General features: G+C 42.5%; 17 protein-coding genes. 13 read left to right on the plus strand and 4 right to left on the minus strand.

What is annotated here, in order from left to right:
- Nucleotides 1-57: 57 nt before the first annotated feature.
- The 4 genes from BUA59_RS20135 to BUA59_RS20150 all read left to right on the plus strand — a co-directional run bounded on the left by BUA59_RS20135 (nt 58) and on the right by BUA59_RS20150 (nt 5066).
- Nucleotides 58-885 (plus strand): HDOD domain-containing protein, encoded by an 828-nt coding sequence (locus tag BUA59_RS20135; RefSeq protein ID WP_072841558.1) that lies wholly within the window; start codon nt 58-60, stop codon nt 883-885.
- 285 nt (nt 886-1170) lie between these two features.
- Nucleotides 1171-2238, plus strand: coding sequence for a Fe(3+) ABC transporter substrate-binding protein (locus BUA59_RS20140; protein ID WP_072841560.1), 1068 nt, complete (start codon nt 1171-1173; stop codon nt 2236-2238).
- A gap of 55 nt (nt 2239-2293) precedes the next feature.
- The gene (locus tag BUA59_RS20145; RefSeq protein ID WP_072841562.1) at nt 2294-3958 is read left to right on the plus strand and encodes an ABC transporter permease; all 1665 of its coding nucleotides are present in this window, start codon (nt 2294-2296) and stop codon (nt 3956-3958) included.
- A gap of 40 nt (nt 3959-3998) precedes the next feature.
- Nucleotides 3999-5066, plus strand: coding sequence for an ABC transporter ATP-binding protein (locus tag BUA59_RS20150; protein WP_072841564.1), 1068 nt, complete (start codon nt 3999-4001; stop codon nt 5064-5066).
- Nucleotides 5067-5141: 75 nt separating this feature from the next.
- Here the strand turns inward: BUA59_RS20150 and BUA59_RS20155 are convergent, their stop codons facing one another.
- Nucleotides 5142-6008 (minus strand): HDOD domain-containing protein, encoded by an 867-nt coding sequence (locus BUA59_RS20155; protein WP_072841566.1) that lies wholly within the window; start codon nt 6006-6008, stop codon nt 5142-5144.
- 103 nt (nt 6009-6111) lie between these two features.
- Here BUA59_RS20155 and BUA59_RS20160 point away from each other — a divergent pair, with 103 nt between their 5' ends.
- Complete coding sequence (locus tag BUA59_RS20160; protein ID WP_072841642.1) at nt 6112-7308, plus strand: class I SAM-dependent rRNA methyltransferase; 1197 nt, start codon at nt 6112-6114, stop codon at nt 7306-7308.
- Nucleotides 7309-7429: 121 nt separating this feature from the next.
- Here the strand turns inward: BUA59_RS20160 and BUA59_RS20165 are convergent, their stop codons facing one another.
- Nucleotides 7430-8086, minus strand: coding sequence for a histidinol-phosphatase (locus BUA59_RS20165; RefSeq protein ID WP_072841568.1), 657 nt, complete (start codon nt 8084-8086; stop codon nt 7430-7432).
- A 135-nt stretch (nt 8087-8221) separates the two neighbouring features.
- Here BUA59_RS20165 and BUA59_RS20170 point away from each other — a divergent pair, with 135 nt between their 5' ends.
- From BUA59_RS20170 to BUA59_RS20195, 6 genes are all read left to right on the plus strand, one after another.
- On the plus strand, nt 8222-8707 hold the full coding sequence (locus BUA59_RS20170; RefSeq protein ID WP_072841570.1) for an RNA pyrophosphohydrolase: 486 nt from the start codon (nt 8222-8224) through the stop codon (nt 8705-8707).
- A gap of 49 nt (nt 8708-8756) precedes the next feature.
- Nucleotides 8757-11045: a phosphoenolpyruvate--protein phosphotransferase gene (gene ptsP / locus BUA59_RS20175; RefSeq protein ID WP_072841572.1), complete on the plus strand. Its 2289-nt coding sequence runs from the start codon at nt 8757-8759 to the stop codon at nt 11043-11045.
- Between the two features lie 27 nt (nt 11046-11072).
- On the plus strand, nt 11073-11888 hold the full coding sequence (lgt, locus tag BUA59_RS20180) for a prolipoprotein diacylglyceryl transferase (protein WP_072841574.1): 816 nt from the start codon (nt 11073-11075) through the stop codon (nt 11886-11888).
- 101 nt (nt 11889-11989) lie between these two features.
- A complete protein-coding gene (locus tag BUA59_RS20185) occupies nt 11990-12475 on the plus strand; it encodes a P-loop nucleotide/nucleoside kinase family protein (RefSeq protein ID WP_072841576.1) in 486 nt (161 codons plus the stop codon).
- 23 nt (nt 12476-12498) lie between these two features.
- Complete coding sequence (locus tag BUA59_RS20190; protein WP_072841578.1) at nt 12499-13026, plus strand: GNAT family N-acetyltransferase; 528 nt, start codon at nt 12499-12501, stop codon at nt 13024-13026.
- A complete protein-coding gene (locus BUA59_RS20195) occupies nt 13010-13510 on the plus strand; it encodes a GNAT family N-acetyltransferase (RefSeq protein ID WP_072841580.1) in 501 nt (166 codons plus the stop codon). The genes BUA59_RS20190 and BUA59_RS20195 overlap by 17 nt, the downstream gene beginning before the upstream one ends.
- A gap of 93 nt (nt 13511-13603) precedes the next feature.
- Here the strand turns inward: BUA59_RS20195 and BUA59_RS20200 are convergent, their stop codons facing one another.
- Nucleotides 13604-14455 (minus strand): thymidylate synthase, encoded by an 852-nt coding sequence (locus BUA59_RS20200; protein ID WP_072841582.1) that lies wholly within the window; start codon nt 14453-14455, stop codon nt 13604-13606.
- Nucleotides 14456-14619: 164 nt separating this feature from the next.
- Here BUA59_RS20200 and folA point away from each other — a divergent pair, with 164 nt between their 5' ends.
- Together folA and BUA59_RS20210 are read left to right on the plus strand one after the other, a co-directional pair.
- Nucleotides 14620-15129: a type 3 dihydrofolate reductase gene (gene folA, locus BUA59_RS20205; protein ID WP_072841644.1), complete on the plus strand. Its 510-nt coding sequence runs from the start codon at nt 14620-14622 to the stop codon at nt 15127-15129.
- A 5-nt stretch (nt 15130-15134) separates the two neighbouring features.
- Entirely contained in the window at nt 15135-15563 is a 429-nt protein-coding gene (locus BUA59_RS20210) for a secondary thiamine-phosphate synthase enzyme YjbQ (protein ID WP_072841584.1), read from the plus strand.
- Between the two features lie 65 nt (nt 15564-15628).
- Here BUA59_RS20210 and BUA59_RS20215 read toward each other — a convergent pair whose 3' ends face one another.
- Nucleotides 15629-16852 (minus strand): sensor domain-containing diguanylate cyclase, encoded by a 1224-nt coding sequence (locus BUA59_RS20215; RefSeq protein ID WP_072841585.1) that lies wholly within the window; start codon nt 16850-16852, stop codon nt 15629-15631.
- Nucleotides 16853-16859: the final 7 nt, after the last annotated feature.

A 16859-nucleotide genomic window follows, 5' to 3' on the forward strand; every position in this document is an offset into this window, starting at 1 on the left:
TGCTGTCTTATTCTGCATGTATAGATATATCACCAATCAGAGAAAAGGCGGAATTGTATGCAAGCAACGGATCTTCTGAAGAAAACGGATAAACTTCCCAATGTCCCCGATGTCGTTCGTGAACTGATTCAGCTCCTAAGTGATCCTAATGTTAAATATTCCGATCTTACTGAACGCGTTTCTCATGATCAGACGATCTCCTTGAAAGTATTACGAGTGGTTAACTCTGCTTATTTTGGCTTATCGAGAAAAATTTCTTCTATTGATGAAGCAACTGTTTTGCTTGGAACAGATAAACTGAAAACCTTGGTTATTGCTTCTGGTTTTTCTAACTCGGTAGCCAAAGTTGAAGGTTTAAACCTTAATGAGTTTTGGGCGGATTCTTTCAGAGTGGCAGAATTAGCACAATGGTTTGCAAAGCGGACACCTTTGGTGGAGGCCGATGAAGCTTTTACGGCAGGAATTGTTCATAATATCGGGCGATTATTATTGCATCTTACTGAGCCAGCTATTGCGCAAGAGATTCAATCTTTGGTTACTAACCGTAAAGCGGGGCGTGTTAAAGCTGAACAAGATTTACTTGGCTTTACTTCCCAAGATGCTGGTAAAGCGCTAATGGATTTGTGGAAGTTTCCGGCAGGACTTGGATATGCAGTACAACATCATAAACGTCCTTTTTCGGATGATGAGCCAAATCCGCTTGCTTGTGTGTTGAATTTGGCTTGTTACATTAATGCTTGTATCCACCACGAACGAGAATACGATCTAGTTCGAGAAGGTTTTCCTTCGGCGGTAGCGAAAGCGGCTGGTTTGCCTGAGGGCGTCATTTATGAATTAGATGATGCTTTAGCGATTGGCGATGGACTTAATCAATTACTTCACTAGGTTTTAATATCGTATTTTAACTGCTTTTAAATACGTTTAAATGCATATATTCAATAGATTGGCGTATTCAAAAAATTGATATGCCAGTCTTTAATTTATCCTTTGTTTATCTCTGTTTAACCCCTTATGTTACCTCTATAAATAAATGATAATCGCTAGTGTTTAGCATTGTGTTGTGCTAATTTCTTGTCTCTTTTTTTTATGGCCTTTTCTCTTATTTTCATCTGCTATGTGGTGTTTTTGGGAAGAGGGGATCTGTTGAATTGGTAGAAGGTGAGTATGTTTATGAAATTGCGCAAAACGATCAAAACGCAAGGACAAAAATCAATATTGAGTTATGTCGGATTTGTTGCGTTAGCTTCGTCATTGCTTCTTTCTACCGGTTTACAAGCCAAAGGCGAAGTGAACATCTATTCTGCTCGCAAAGAATCTCTTATTAAGCCTGCGTTGGATAAGTTTTCAGAACAAAATGATGTGGTTGTTAACCTTATTACCGGTTCTGCCGATGCCTTGTTGAGCCGTTTAAAAGCAGAAGGTGATGCGAGTCCAGCAGATATTTTTATTACTGTTGATGCTGGCCGTTTGCACCGAGCAAAAGCTGCAGGCGTATTGCAGCCTATTCACAGCGACGTATTAAGCGCAAATATTCCGAGTCATTTACGAGATAGTGATGGTTATTGGTTTGGATTATCTCAGCGTGCTCGAGTGATTTTTTACAACCCTAAAAAAGTCTCAGTAAAAGATTTATCTACTTACGAAAACCTTGCTGATCCAAAATGGAAAGGACGTATTTGTGTGCGTTCTTCAGCCAATATTTATAACCAATCTCTGGTTGCTTCCATGTTAGAGGCAGATGGTCGTGAGAAAACGCAATCCTGGATCAAAGGACTTGTTTCTAACCTTGCACGTCCGCCTTTTGGTGGCGATGTGGATCTATTAAAAGCCGTTTCTGCGGGTGTATGTGATCTAACGCTGGCGAATACTTATTACTATGGTCGTCTTGGGCAAAGTGATAGTGCAGACGAAAGAGCGGTTTATAACGACGTAAAATTGTTTTGGCCTAATCAAGCGCAAGGCGAACGCGGCGCTCATGTTAACGTTAGTGGCGCTGGTATCACTGCCGCGGCGACTAATATTGAAAATGCTACCTTGTTGCTTGAGTTTCTCACTAACCAAGCTTCCCAAGAATGGTATGCTCACGTGAATAACGAGTATCCTGTGGTAAAAGGCATTGGCGCTCCAGAAATGTTGGCGCCATTTGGTACATTCCGTGCGGATACGATTTCGTTAAGCCAATTAGGTGAAAACAATCGTGAAGCAGTCGAGCTTATGGATATTTCTGGTTGGAAGTGATTTTTCTGATATTTGCTCCATATAACGAGCTTTCTGATATGGTTTTTGATAATCGATGGCTAATTTAGCTCCCCCGAGTTTAGCAAGTAAGTCTAAGTGGAATTGGTTAAAAATGGCGGCAATGCTTATTGCTGCCATTTTGGCATTACCTATCTTGGTTGTTTTGGTTAATGTTTTGATCGGTGATGGTGAAGTGTGGCGACACCTTTATCAGACAGTCTTAGCTGAATACATTTCTAACTCCTTGTTACTGATGTTGGGTGTTGGCATTGGCGTGCTGGTTATCGGTGTGCCTTGCGCTTGGTTGACTAGCATGTGTGATTTCCCCGGTCGCACCTTACTATCTTGGGCCTTGCTTTTGCCAATGGCCGTGCCTGCTTACATTATTGCTTATACCTACACGGGGGTATTGGATTTTGCAGGTCCTGTACAAACGTTTATTCGCGAACTTACTGGTTGGCGTTACGGTGAGTATTGGTTCTTTGAAATACGTTCCCTTGGTGGCGCCATAGCTATGCTGACCTTGGTTCTTTACCCTTATGTGTATCTCATGAGCCGAGCGGCTTTTTTAGAGCAGTCTGAGAACACCTTAGAAGTTAGTCGCACACTTGGCTATTCTGGTCGCGCTGTATTTTTCAAATTGGCACTCCCCCTTGCTCGTCCGGCGATAGTAACAGGCCTTACCTTAGCGCTTATGGAGACATTGGCGGATTATGGTACGGTGCAATATTTCAGTGTAAATACTTTCACAACGGGCATTTTACGAACCTTTTATGGATTTGGTGATATCGCAGCTGCTTCTCAGCTGGCAGGTATTTTACTGATGTTCGTGGCGGTGTTGATTTTGCTAGAACGATATTCTCGGCATCGCATTCGTTATCATGCATCAGGTCTAAAAAAGGCCAGTAATCGGCGTATGATTTTGAAAGGTAGTCGTGGCTTTATAGCGTGCATTTTTTGCTTGCTGCCTATTCTTGTTGGCTTTCTTATTCCCGTAGGTGTTTTGTCCTATTGGGCGGTATTTAAAGCAGAAATGCCCGGCGCGAACTTTATTCAACTGGCGTGGAACTCGTTTTATCTAGCGGCTATGGCTTCGCTTATTGTGGTGAGTTTAGCCTTGATATTGAGTTACGCCATTCGTTTAAATAATGGTAAAGCGGTGAGGACATCTGTAGGCATTGCGGGATTAGGTTATGCCTTACCGGGGACTATTATCGCGATTGGCACTATTGTTCCTCTAGCTTGGTTGGACCATCGAATCATTGATTTGGTTAAACATTACAGTGGGGAAAGAGTCGGTTTGATTTTTTCTGGCACATTAGTGGCGTTGCTGTTTGCTTACACGGTTCGTTTTATGGCTGTGTCTTTAGGTGCGGTACAAAACGGCCTTGGAAAGATTAAGCCGAGTATGGACATGGCAGGTCGTTCGCTAGGGATGTCGCCTTTTAAAGTTTTAACGCGCATTCATATTCCGCTATTAAAAGGTTCGGTCTTAACGGCCATGTTAATTGTTTTTGTCGATGTGTTGAAAGAATTACCAGCGACCTTGGTGTTACGGCCATTTAATTTTAATACCTTAGCGGTGCGAGCTTTTGAATTGGCGTCAGATGAGCGACTGATCGATGCTGCTCCAGCTTCGTTAATGATAGTGCTGGTGGGACTGGTGCCAGTGATTTTGTTGAGCCGTTCCATTTCTTCTCACCTGAATAAATCAAAATAGCCGAAGCGCCCAATAGCGTTTATTAAAAATAGGATCGCATATGACATCTTTACCTCCTCATAAACTATTGAAAGAAATGACACTGACCGATGTTTCGGTTGGTTATGATGGTGATGCGGTTGTTAAAAATGCTTCATTCAAACTGCTAGAAGGGCAGATCGGTTGTTTACTCGGGCCAAGTGGCTGCGGTAAATCGACCTTGTTGCGTGCAATTGCAGGCTTTGAGTCTTTAATGGTAGGAGAAATTCGCATTGATGACGAGGTGATTGCCAGTCAATCACACAGTGTGAATCCTGAGCACCGTTTTATCGGTATGGTGTTTCAAGACATTGCCTTGTTTCCACACCTTACCATTGCACAGAATATCGCTTTTGGCTTATCTGCTTGGCCTAAAGAGGCAGCACAGGAACGAGTGACTTATTTGTTAAATTTGGTTGGTTTGTCGGGTTTCGAATCACGCTATCCGCATTCTCTTTCTGGTGGCCAACAGCAACGTGTCGCTTTGGCTCGCGCCATTGCACCTAAGCCTAAATTACTGCTGATGGATGAACCTTTCTCTGGGCTTGATGCTAAGTTAAGAGAAGAGTTGGTACCTGATATTCGTGCCATATTGCAGCATGAAAAAATGAGCGCGTTATTAGTGACCCATGATCAGATGGAAGCCTTTGCGATGGCGGATCAAGTATCGGTTATGAGTGAAGGCGTAATTCATCAAACAGGTTCGCCGTATCAGATTTATCATCGACCAGAAACACGCTTTGTGGCGAGTTTTATTGGTCATGGGGATTTCCTAACGGCTACCGTCTGTGGTCCAGATTGCGTTCATTCAGATTTGGGTAATATTCGCGGTGATTTAGACCATGGTTTTGCTGACAATACTCAAGTGGACTTATTGGTTCGTCCTGATGACATTTTACATGACGACGACAGTGAATTTGTTGGTGTGATTGTAAGTAAATGGTTTCGTGGGTCACACTTCTTATATCGCGTGAAATTGTCTTCTGGCAAAGTGATATATTGTTTTGCTTCTTCTCACCACAATCATTCCGTGGGGCAAGAGATCGGCTTGAGTGTTCATTTAGATCACCTTGTGATGTTCCCACGCTAGTAAATAAAACGCCCAAGTGACTTGCTTATAAATCACTTGGGCGTTTTTATGTATTGTTGGGGGCAGACAATAGAGCTAGATAGTTCCGATTCCTTGTTCATGGCACACTTCAATTATTCCTTCAAAATCGTATTCACTCAGTTCTAAATGATCTAGGACGTAATGGCCAATTTTTTGCCATTCGTAGTCTTCGCTTGCACCGCCTATATGTCTATAGGTCGAGGCAATATGCTCAGCCATTTTTAAAATAGAAGCAAAGGTTAAATTAATAGAGTCGCCAGGCACTCTGTGGTGGAATAAGTAATCGACACGGTGGTGTTTGGCTATAACCGCACAGCAACTTTTAGGTAGCCCCCATGATTTTGCTAAATAATAACCGACAACTGAATGGTTGGTTTTGAAAGCTTGGTTTTCAACGTCGGTTAGGTTGAATTCTGGATCTTGATAACCTTGTTTCAATACATCTTTGTAGCCATCGAAACGCTTAAGCATCAAAGGAATACCTGCATTATGAAAAAGCCCAAGCGCATAGCATTCATCTTGGTATTTAAAATTAAGCTGGTTGGCTAGACTTGAGCAAATCACAGCAACTTCGCTGGCTGTGTCCCAGAAACTGTGTAAAGATTTTATTGCGTCATCTGAAAGTTCGCTTTTGACTGCGAGTCCGTTAACGATATTGGTGACGCTTGTTGGGCCAAGCAACATGACGGCTTGCTGAATGGATGCTATTTTTTTAGCTAAATTAAAAGACGCGGAGTTTACGAGTTTTAATACGGCGGCTGAAAGGCTTACATCCTGTGAAATGATTTCTGATATACGTTCCATGTCAGGATCTGGCATGGCTTGTTCCATGTGTAAATCCACCATAATTTGTGGTTGTGGTGGAATGCTGATGCCTTGCAAGATGAGTTTTAGCTGATTTTCATTTAATGTAGATGACATGGACACACTTCTTTAAGACAAGTAACTTTACAGCTACGTAATTCGTAGCAATTGAATCTAGAGTCTTTATAATAGCGTTTTTTAAATATACTGGGTGAAAATTTTGAGTGTTATTCGACTAAAAGGTCAAGCTGATCGCCGTTTAAGGGCTGGACATCAATGGATTTACAGCAATGAGGTAGATACCTCAGCTACGCCATTAAAGCAATTTACCCCAGGGGATCAGGTTGTTGTCGAAACAGCTCAAGGTAAACCTCTTGGTATTGCGACAATAAACCCTAATACATTGATCTGCGGTCGTTTAATGAGCCGTAGTACCGATACATTTTTAAACAAGTCGACTTTGGTTCATCGTCTAAAGATTGCTTTATCTTTGCGTGAGCTGACTTATCCAGCGCCGTATTACCGTCTTGTTTTTGGTGATTCTGATGGTTTGTCAGGCTTGGTTGTCGATCGTTTTGCCGATATTTTGGTTGTACAAATATCGACCGCTGGCATGGAGCGAGTAAAAAACGAGATCGTTGAAGCCTTGCAAGATGTAGTGAAGCCATCAGCGATTCTGATGAAAAATGATGGCAAGATGCGTCAGATCGAAGGCCTTGAAACCTATGTTGAAGAAGCTTTTGGTACGGTTCCAGAGTTGGTTTTCCTACAAGAAAACGGTGTGTTGTTTCAAGCGCCAGTGTGGGATGGACAAAAAACTGGTTGGTTCTATGATCACCGTGAAAACCGCAAAACCATGCAAGGCTTTTGTGATGGCAAACGTGTACTTGATGTTTTCTCTTACATTGGTGGTTGGGGTGTTCAAGCAGCCTCTGCGGGTGCGACAGATGTTACCTTTATTGATGCGTCTGAAAGCGCATTGAGCCATGTTGGTGAAAACCTTAAGTTGAACCAATACGAAGGTGGTTTTAACTTGATGCACGGTGATGCATTTGAAGCGATGCAGTCTTTGATTGAAGAGAAAGAGCGTTTCGATGTGGTTGTTATGGATCCGCCAGCGTTTATAGCTCGTCGTAAAGACATTAAAGCGGGCGAGGGTGCTTACCATCGTGCAAATCAGCTAGCGATGCGCTTGGTTGCGAAGGGCGGAATTTTGGTTTCCGGTTCTTGTTCTATGCATCTGGAAACGGCACGGTTACACGATATTATTCGTAGCAACAGTCGTCAATTAGAGCGTTTTTCGCAGTTGATTTATCGCGGAACGCAAGCACCAGATCATCCGGTCCACCCTGCGATAGAAGAAACGGAATACCTAAAAGCTCTATTTTATCGAATCCATAACAACATGGGTTTATAAGCTTATTTGGTTTATGTTGTTAGTAACCAAAAAATAAAAGCTAAAGAATAAGAACGAAAAAAGCGCTGTCAGATATGATCTGGCAGCGCTTTTTTATTTGGCAATCTTATTGTTTCGTTCACTAATCTCTTAAAGAAATATGCTGCCAGCCACGATCTTGCGCAATTTTTGTTAGTGTCTCATCGGCATCAACGGCAATAGGGTGAGTAACCAATTCTAATAAAGGTAAATCATTACGAGAGTCGCTATAAAAAAAGCTACCTTCCATTGTGTGTCCGGTCTCATCCAGCCAATCATTTAAGCGTGTAACCTTGCCAGCTTGGAAGCTTGGAACACCAACAATTTTACCTGTGTAGTGATCGTTAATGATCTCTGGCACAGGTGCAATAATATGATCCATGCCTAAAGCATCGCCAATTGGCCCAGTAACGAACTGGTTAGTCGCGGTGATCATCAGCAAGAAATGACCTTGGTCTTTATGATGCTGTAATAGTGCATTAGCTTTCTCTTGCATCATTGGCTGGATTTTTTCTTGCATGAAAATGTCGTGCAGCTTGGCCAACTCTTCTCTAGAGAACTTAGTTAATGGTTCTAGGCTAAACGCCAAGTATTCATGAATATCTAAAGTACCAGTTTGATACTCTTCGAAGAACTTATCGTTGGCTAATTTGTAATCGTGGCTGTCTACTAAACCTTTCTCAACGAGAAATTGTCCCCAAGTGTAATCGCTGTCGCCATTTAATAATGTGCCGTCTAAGTCAAATATTGCGAGTGTCACAAGCTGTCCTCAATTCTTCTAAAGTGCGTGAATTATAGCTCTGGAGACAATAAATAACAGCAGTCTTAATTGTGCAGATGGGGGAATTATGGAACAATGAAACTAATTTATTTTTATATTAAAAGGTGATAGCTCGTGATTGATGCAGACGGATACAGACCGAATGTGGGCATCATACTGATGAACGAGCGTGGCCAACTTCTTTGGGCGAGACGCGTAGGGCAAAATGCTTGGCAGTTTCCTCAAGGAGGAATCAAATCCGACGAGACACCTGAAGAAGCTTTATTTCGAGAGCTCAAAGAAGAAGTAGGTTTAGATCCTCATCAGGTGGAAGTAATAGGTAAAACTCGGGGTTGGCTGCGTTATCGTCTTCCTAAACGCATGTTAAGACACAATAGCAAACCTCTATGTATTGGACAAAAACAGAAATGGTTTCTTCTGTCTATTCGTTGTCCTGATGCTTCTGTGTGCGTAGATGGAACGGAAACCCCTGAGTTTGATGGCTGGCGCTGGGTTAGTTATTGGTACCCACTTGGCCAAGTTGTGGCGTTTAAAAAAGATGTTTACCGTCGAGCTCTAAAAGAGCTTATCCCCAGTGCACATCGTCGACTAGAAAAGTGATAAACTTACTGGCTTGATGCTGGAGGTTATATAGATTGATGGGAGAGCTATGCTAAGTTTGCTAAGACGTATTACCCAGGAGGTGACTGCCGCGCAGTCTTTATCTGCGGCACTTGACATTATTGTCCGACGTGTCCGCAGAGCAATGCGAGCAGAGGTGTGTTCTATTTATTTAGTAGACACCAATACTAAAGAATATATCTTGATGGCAACGCGCGGTTTGAATGCGGACGTTGCAGGTAATGTTAGTCTAAAAGCAGATGAAGGTTTGGTTAGTTTAGTAGGTCGTAGGGCTGAACCTGTAAACCTTGAAGATGCTCATATTCACCCATCTTTCCACTATTTAAAAGGTTCCGGCGAAGAACGATACCGCTCTTTTCTAGGTGTTCCTATTATTCATCATCGACAAGTTTTAGGCGTGCTGGTGGTTCAGCATGAAGACAAGCGTCGATTTGATGAAGGCGAAGAAGCCTTTCTTATTACTTTATCGGCCCAATTGGCGGGTGTTATTGCTCACGCTGAAGCGACAGGGGCGATTACTAGTATTAATCCTAACGCTATTCCTAGTGGATCGGATTTTCGCTATAAGGGTGTTCCTGGTAGCTCAGGTGTGGCGATTGGTCGCGGTGTTGTGGTGTTTCCGCCTGCTGATTTAGATGTTATCCCTGATCGTCGTACAACAGATTTTGATGAAGAGATTCAGGACTTTTATCAAGCACTTGATGCCGTTCGACAAGACATTCGCCGTGCCAGCAATCGTATTAGCCAACACCTTTCAGAAGATGAAAAAGCATTATTCGATGTTTATCTAAAAATTCTAGATGACAACTCAATCGCTGGTGAAATTGTTCGAAAAATCAAAGAAGGTAATTGGGCTCAAGGTGCATTAAGACAGGTTATTCAGGCGCATATTCAGCAATTTAACCGCATGGATGACCCTTATTTACGTGAGCGGGCCTCGGATCTTCGTGACCTTGGTCGTCGTATCTTATCTCATCTTCAAGAGAAGGCTCCAAATGTAGCAGAGCGCTTCAGTGAGCCGTCTATTATTATCGGTGAAGAGCTCACCGCGTCCATGTTAGGCGAAATTCCAATTGATAAGATCAAAGGCCTAGTCTCGGTAATGGGATCGGGTAACTCTCATGTGGCAATTTTAGCCCGTGCTATGGGTATTCCAACTGTCATGGGCGCATTAGATTTGCCTTACGCTCAGTTAGATAAAGTAGATCTTATTGTCGATGGTTATTTGGGCAAGATTTTTACCTATCCGTCTGAAGCGCTTATTGAAAATTATCAGCAAATTGTTGATGAAGAGCGTCTTTTAGAAGAAGAATACGAAACACTCAAAGACTTACCTTGTGAAACTCTTGATGGCCACCGTTTATCTTTATTTGTTAATACTGGTTTGTCTGCTGATATCGCCCGTTCTTTGGATCGTGGTGCGGAAGGTATAGGTCTTTACCGTACAGAAGTGCCTTTCATGGTGCGAGATCGTTTTCCGACCGAAGCGGAACAGGTCGTTATTTATCGTCAGCAGTTAGAAGGTTTTGCACCTTCGCCAGTAACGGTTCGTACTTTGGATATTGGTGGTGATAAAGCGCTGCCTTATTTTCCTATAAACGAAGCGAACCCTTTCTTAGGTTGGCGCGGCATTCGAGTTACTCTGGATCATTTGGAAATCTTTATGGCGCAAATTCGCGCCATGATAAAAGCCAGTGCCGGTCTGTATAATCTAAAAATCATGCTACCTATGATTTCAAATGTGGCGGAAGTAGAAGAAGCCTTAGCGCTTATTCGCCGTGGTTATGCAGAGGTTAAAGAGGAAGGTTACGACGTCAAAATGCCTCAAGTTGGCGTAATGATAGAAATTCCTGCGGCGGTTTATCAAGTTAAAGAATTAGCTGAATTGGTGGATTTCTTATCGGTAGGAAGTAACGATTTAACGCAATATTTGCTTGCTGTAGATCGAAATAATCCGCGTGTAGCGGACTTATATAATTCTTTCCATCCTTCTGTATTGCGTGCATTGCTTAGCATCGTCGATCAAGTCAGAGATGAAGGTGTCGGTTTAAGCGTATGTGGTGAAATGGCTGGTGATCCGATGGGTGCTATTTTATTAATGGCCATGGGGTACGACGTATTATCGATGAGTTCGACCTCACTTCCTAAAGTGAAAGCGGTGATTCGTAATATCTCGATGGAACAAGCGCAAGCCATGCTTAGCGAAGTGATGAAACTATCTCATGCTGAAGCGGTCACACAGACTATGACACGACTCATGCGCGAAGCCAATATTGAGCGTTTGATTCGACCATCTAAAACCACTAACGTGGAATAATACCTATCAGAGGCTTGCTTCAATATTATGATTTCATATCCAAACATTGACCCTATTGCCATATCAATAGGGCCAATTTCCGTTCATTGGTACGGCATTATGTATCTTATTGGCTTTGCCGGGGCCTACTTATGCGGCATGTATCGCGCTAAACGTTCCAATGGGCTTTGGACACCAGAGATGGTCAGCGATGCTATATTTTATGGCGCACTTGGCGTTATATTGGGTGGCCGAGTCGGTTATATTTTGTTTTATCAGTTTTCTGCGTTTGTTGATAATCCACTTATTCTTGTTCGTATTTGGGAAGGCGGCATGTCTTTCCATGGAGGGTTATTAGGCGTTATTACTGCTATGTACTTCTTCGCTCGTCGTTACAACAAGCACCTGGTTGATGTGACCGACTTTCTGGCGCCGTTCGTACCAATTGGTTTAGGTGCTGGGCGTTTAGGCAACTTTATTGGCGGTGAGTTATGGGGCAAACCGACAGATGTTTCTTGGGCGATGATTTTTCCTAATGATCCGCTGCAACTTGCTCGTCACCCTTCGCAGTTATATCAATTTGCACTAGAAGGTGTAGCACTGTTTTGTATCTTGTGGTTCTTCTCACAAAGAACAAAACCGCGGTATTGTGTCTCTGGTATGTTCTTACTTTTCTACGGTATTTTCCGAATTTTAGTAGAATTTGTCCGCGAGCCAGATATACAAATTGGCTACCTTGCTTTTGGTTGGCTGACAGAAGGGCAGCTTTTATCTTTGCCAATGGTAGTAATTGGTGTTGGCTTAATTATTGCGGGCTTCAAGCTAAACACATTTCCAAAAGCGAATACTATTCAAAATAGCTAAAAAGATTTAGAGTGACGCTTAAAACCAGCCGTACGGCTGGTTTTTTTGTTTTGGTGCTTTTAATCTTATATCTAGCCATTATTTATTGATAAGGAAGCTTTATGAACAATACGGGAACACTGTCTTTCTTTTGTGGAAAAATGGGCGCAGGTAAATCGACTAAATCTAAAGCCTTGTCTGTTGAGAAAAATGCTGTGCTATTATCAGAAGATGATTGGCTTGCTGCACATTATCCCAATCAAATTCACTCTTTCGATGATTACTTAACTTTCTCTGCGTTGATAAAACCTTTTGTGAAAGCACATGTGCAGAATATTTTGCAGGCGGGAACCAATGTTGTGATGGATTTCCCAGCGAATACTGTTAACCAGCGGACATGGTTTAAGCAATTATGTTCTGACATTCAGTGTCAGCATGAGCTTATCTTTCTCGATTTAAGTGATGAACAATGCCTGGCTCAACTTGTAAAACGTCGAGTCGAGCAACCTGAACGAGCTCAGTTTGATAATGAAACGGTTTTCTATCATGTTACCCAATATTTTCAGACTCCATCCGAAGATGAAGGTCTTAACATAATCAGAAATTAGCTTGCATAAAGGACTTAAGGCGAATGGAACTGCGTTTATTGTCTCGATCTGATTCTCGAGCTTTGCTGCTATTTGAAACAGAAAACCGAACTTGGTTTGAAGCGCATATCAATCCGCGGGAAGTTAGTTTTTACAGTGATGAAGGCGTAAAAAAGCACATCGAAGAATTTCTTTCGCAACATCAAAGAAAAGCCATGTTGCCGATGCTTATTATTGACGACACCGGTGAGATTGCTGGACGTATTAATTTAACCGATATTAATTTAGTGTCGCACGAGGCTTATTTAGGCTATCGAATGGGCGAAAAATTTGCCGGACGTGGCATTGCCAAGCGTGCAGCTGAACAAATAACTCAACTGGCTAACGAGCTTAATCTGCAAAAAATAATCGCCTTCGCTTCTGTGGACAACATTGCTTCGCAGAGAGTGCTGACACACAACGGATTTGTTGAAATGAAGACCCATGAAAACTTCGCTGAAGTGCAGGGTAACAGTATTGATTGTATTGAATACCATAAAATTGTTAAGGAAAAGCATGACACTCTTGGTTAGAGAAGCGCAAACCAAAGATGCACAAGACATAGTTAATATTTTGAATCCCATTATCGAGGAAGGTCTTTTTACCATACTCGATATTACTTTTTCGGTAGAAGATGAGGAGCAATTTATTCAAGACTTCCCTGAGAGGGGGGTGTTTCATGTGGCCTTAAACGAAGAGGGTTCAAGCGTCGTTGGCTTTCAAAATGTAGAGCCGTTTGCTGCCTATACTCATGCTTTTGATCATGTCGGTATTATTGGAACATTTGTTGATGCCAGTTGCAGAAGGCAAGGGGTTGCATCGATTTTATTTAAAGCGACCTTCAACTTAGCAAGATCAAAAGGCTATGAAAAGTTATTCGCCTACGTCAGAGAGGATAACCCAAACGCTTTAGCGACGTATTTAAGACAGGGCTTTGAAGTGGTAGGAACTGCGAAAAAACACGCTAAAGTTCGTGGCAAATATATCGATGAAATTTTGATAGAAAAGTTCTTATAGGATTAATTTATCCACAAAGATGACTTCAATATAAAACAGCGAACCATTATTGGTTCGCTGTTTTGCTTTTAGGTCTCTTGAACCGAGAGTTGCTTAAACTGAGAAAGGGTAGGAGATAGGCTCGTGGAATTGGTAGCCTTCGATTTCAAAGTCATCCATGGTGACCCAAGTTTCTATGTCTTTTAAAGATTTGATCTCTGGGTTGATTTTTAAAGTTGGCAGCGGGTAAGGCTCGCGCTTTAGTTGTACGTCACGCATTAGTTCTAGCTGATCTTCATAGATGTGAGCGTTCACTATCTTATGAAAAGCTTTGCCCGGTTTTTTACCAGTGATTTGCGCAACGATGGCAAGCAATACGTACACCTGAACCATATTGAAGTTTAATCCAAGTGGTACATCACAGCTGCGCTGTGTGCTGTTTAGATAAAGCGTATCACCAAGCAATGAAAAGTGATGGCTGTACATACAAGGACGAAGACAAGCCATGTGAAACGCGCCAGGGTGATAAAAAGTGAGGATTTCCCCACGGTTATCCACCCCACGACTTAGATCATCAATAATCTGTTGTAATAGGTCGATATGACCACCGTCTGGTTTTGGGAAGTTACGGCCAATGGCGCCATAGCAAAGTCCCATGTCATCTTCGCCTTTACGATAAGGGTTGTTTAGCCAAACTTCGTTTTCGTTGGCATTGGCATCCCATGTTTTGGTGCCCAGCGCACGAAAGTCTGCCGCGTTATCGTAGCCTCTTAAATAGCCGATGATTTCGGCAATAGCAGACTTCCAATAGCTTTTACGTGTGGTAACTAGGGGAAATTCGCCTTTACTTACATCATAGGTGAGGTCGGCATTAATAACGGTTAGGCAGCGCTTGCCAGTACGTTCGTTGTTGACCCATTCACCTTCGTTAACGATGCGGTTGCAAAGATCTAAATACTGTTTCATAAAAAATGCCTTGTCTGTTTTTGCCTAATGACGCTTGCTAGTGCAGGTTAAGAAATGCAATCTGGTCCGTCATGGGTATAATAAATGCTATTGATTATATCAGAAGCCTTTGCTCTTGGATTGTCGGAGTAAAGAAGAGCCAAGATTTTTACGCAGGTTGTTTTATGTTGTCACTAATTGTCGCTATGTCTACGAACAGAACCATCGGTATTAATAACTCGTTACCTTGGCATTTGCCAAACGACCTTAAATATTTCAAGCAAGCGACTATGGGCAAACCCATTGTCATGGGGCGTAAAACCTTTGAATCTATTGGCAAGCCATTGCCAGGTCGTCGCAATATTATTATCAGTCGTGATCCAGCTTATCAAGCAGAGGGAATTGATGTGGTGACGACATTGGAGGATGCCATTTCCCTTGGTGAAGACATCTGCTTGGTCAATGGCCAAGAGGAAGTTATGGTTATAGGCGGTGCCCAAATTTACCAACTTGCTCTTGAGCGCGCGGATCGTTTGTACATCACTCATGTGGATGCTGAAGTAAAAGGCGATGCGTTTTTCCCAGAGGTAGATTGGCCATCGTTTACCCTGATAGGTGAGGAAGCTTTCGCCGCTGAAGGGCCGAATCCATACGACTATCGTTTTTCTGTTTACCAAAGAACCAGCGCAGAGTAATTTTTATGTGGCAGCAAATTGAGTTTCAATTGCCAGCGATGCGTCGAGGCTTTCATTTGATCACTGATCAGGTGGAGGCTGCTTTATCAAAAATGACACCAGTATCGATAGGGTTATTGCATATTCAACTGCTGCATACTTCGGCTTCTTTGACGATCAATGAAAACGCCGATCCTTCTGTTCGTAGGGATATGGAAAAGCATTTTTCTCACATGGTGCCTGAAGATCAGCCCTATTATGAGCATATTTACGAAGGTAGCGACGACATGCCGGCACACATAAAAGCCAGCATGTTGGGTTCATCTTTGACGATTCCTATTCGCGACAAGAGGTTGTGCTTAGGGGTTTGGCAGGGTGTTTATTTAGGCGAGCATCGAGATCATGGCGGTACGAGACGGATCATTTTAACGCTGCAAGGTGATCCGACTAAATAGTCATATTTGCTAGAACAAAAACGCCGCATTAAAAATGCGGCGTTTTTGTTTTTAAGAACTTAAATCTAGTTAACGACGATTTGTTTGCAAGAAGCTTGGCCATCTTCAACGGCTTGATTCGCGCTAAGTGCCAGTTCTTCTATTGTTTCACCATCTTCTGGAAACGCTGCTATACCAATGCAGAAATCCATAGGATCTGAATTACCTTCAAACAAAGCTGAGCTTTCACTTTCTGTCGGGTTAATGATGTGTTTTAGCAAAGTCTTCGCATCTTTTACGCTGGTGTTAGGAAGTAATAACAGCAGTTTGTCAGGCTCTACTCGTGCTAGTACATCCGCTTCTCTAATCTTTTTATAGATATAACGAGCGGAGGTTTGAATGGCAATATTGCGCGCTTCCATTGGAAGTTTGCTTAGGCGTTCGTTAGCATCAAGGTTTATTTTTGCCATGGTTAATGGCGTATATTGGCGTTTTGCCAAGCCTAGTTGCTTTTTAAAATGCGTCAGCGCTGCGCCACGAGTCAATAGCCCTGTTAGTTCATCAAATGTCGCTTGGTTGCGTAGATGTTCTTCCAGTGCTTTTTGGTGGCTAATATCCACCATGAATCCTATGATTTTCTTGATGCTGCCATCTGGGCCTTTGGTGTAACTTCTGCCGCGTTCTTTTACCCATAGGTAACGTTGGTCACCAGTCAGAATACGATATTCCACTTCATAATAATCTTGATTGAGTGCTACATGCTCATTGACTACAGTAGCCAATTTTTTCACATCATCGGGATGAACAAGGGCGTGCCATTCAGTAGTAGAGCGTGGTGTTTTATCAAGTGGATAATTCAGTAGTGTCGCAATGGATTTTGAACAAGATACTAAATCTGACTCTGTTTCCCAGATCCACAATCCCGCAGAAGATTCTGTCAGTGCGAATTTTAGTAGGGTGTTTTCGGCAGCAGAAAGATCCATGTGGTCAGTATTGTAAACACAAGCCAACACCGTTTCGCCAAGGTGGCGCATTTCAAGCTGCATATTGATTAGCTTATCACCAACACGAATTAAGCTTTCACAACGCTCAATGCTGCCGCTTTTGATTTTTTTATTAAGCTTTTGCCAGTCGTCAGGAGAAACGGCGTCTTCACAAAGTGATTCCCAGGTACCGGAAGGCGTCGAATTAAAATTTTCAAACAAAATTTCAAAGTTGCGATTGTATGATATTAGTTTGCCAGTGCTGCTTTCTATTATAAAAGCAGGCGTTGGCATGTACTTAAACGCGAGTTCAAAAGGCGTGTTCATGACGCGC

Origin of the sequence: Marinomonas polaris DSM 16579 (assembly GCF_900129155.1) — a bacterium.
GTDB classification, from domain to species: Bacteria; Pseudomonadota; Gammaproteobacteria; order Pseudomonadales; family Marinomonadaceae; genus Marinomonas; species Marinomonas polaris.

Excerpts from the sequence above, each read along its gene's own strand:
- BUA59_RS20150 (WP_072841564.1), top strand. The coding sequence starts at position 3,999 with ATGACATCTTTACCTCCTCATAAACTATTGAAAGAAATGACACTGACC.
- BUA59_RS20185 (WP_072841576.1), top strand. The coding sequence starts at position 11,990 with ATGAACAATACGGGAACACTGTCTTTCTTTTGTGGAAAAATGGGCGCA.
- folA (WP_072841644.1), top strand. The coding sequence starts at position 14,620 with ATGTTGTCACTAATTGTCGCTATGTCTACGAACAGAACCATCGGTATT.
- BUA59_RS20145 (WP_072841562.1), top strand. The coding sequence starts at position 2,294 with ATGGCTAATTTAGCTCCCCCGAGTTTAGCAAGTAAGTCTAAGTGGAAT.
- BUA59_RS20140 (WP_072841560.1), top strand. The coding sequence starts at position 1,171 with ATGAAATTGCGCAAAACGATCAAAACGCAAGGACAAAAATCAATATTG.
- BUA59_RS20200 (WP_072841582.1), bottom strand. The coding sequence starts at position 14,455 with ATGAAACAGTATTTAGATCTTTGCAACCGCATCGTTAACGAAGGTGAA.
- BUA59_RS20135 (WP_072841558.1), top strand. The coding sequence starts at position 58 with ATGCAAGCAACGGATCTTCTGAAGAAAACGGATAAACTTCCCAATGTC.
- BUA59_RS20190 (WP_072841578.1), top strand. The coding sequence starts at position 12,499 with ATGGAACTGCGTTTATTGTCTCGATCTGATTCTCGAGCTTTGCTGCTA.
- BUA59_RS20195 (WP_072841580.1), top strand. The coding sequence starts at position 13,010 with ATGACACTCTTGGTTAGAGAAGCGCAAACCAAAGATGCACAAGACATA.
- lgt (WP_072841574.1), top strand. The coding sequence starts at position 11,073 with ATGATTTCATATCCAAACATTGACCCTATTGCCATATCAATAGGGCCA.
- BUA59_RS20215 (WP_072841585.1), bottom strand. The coding sequence starts at position 16,852 with ATGAACACGCCTTTTGAACTCGCGTTTAAGTACATGCCAACGCCTGCT.
- ptsP (WP_072841572.1), top strand. The coding sequence starts at position 8,757 with ATGCTAAGTTTGCTAAGACGTATTACCCAGGAGGTGACTGCCGCGCAG.
- BUA59_RS20155 (WP_072841566.1), bottom strand. The coding sequence starts at position 6,008 with ATGTCATCTACATTAAATGAAAATCAGCTAAAACTCATCTTGCAAGGC.
- BUA59_RS20210 (WP_072841584.1), top strand. The coding sequence starts at position 15,135 with ATGTGGCAGCAAATTGAGTTTCAATTGCCAGCGATGCGTCGAGGCTTT.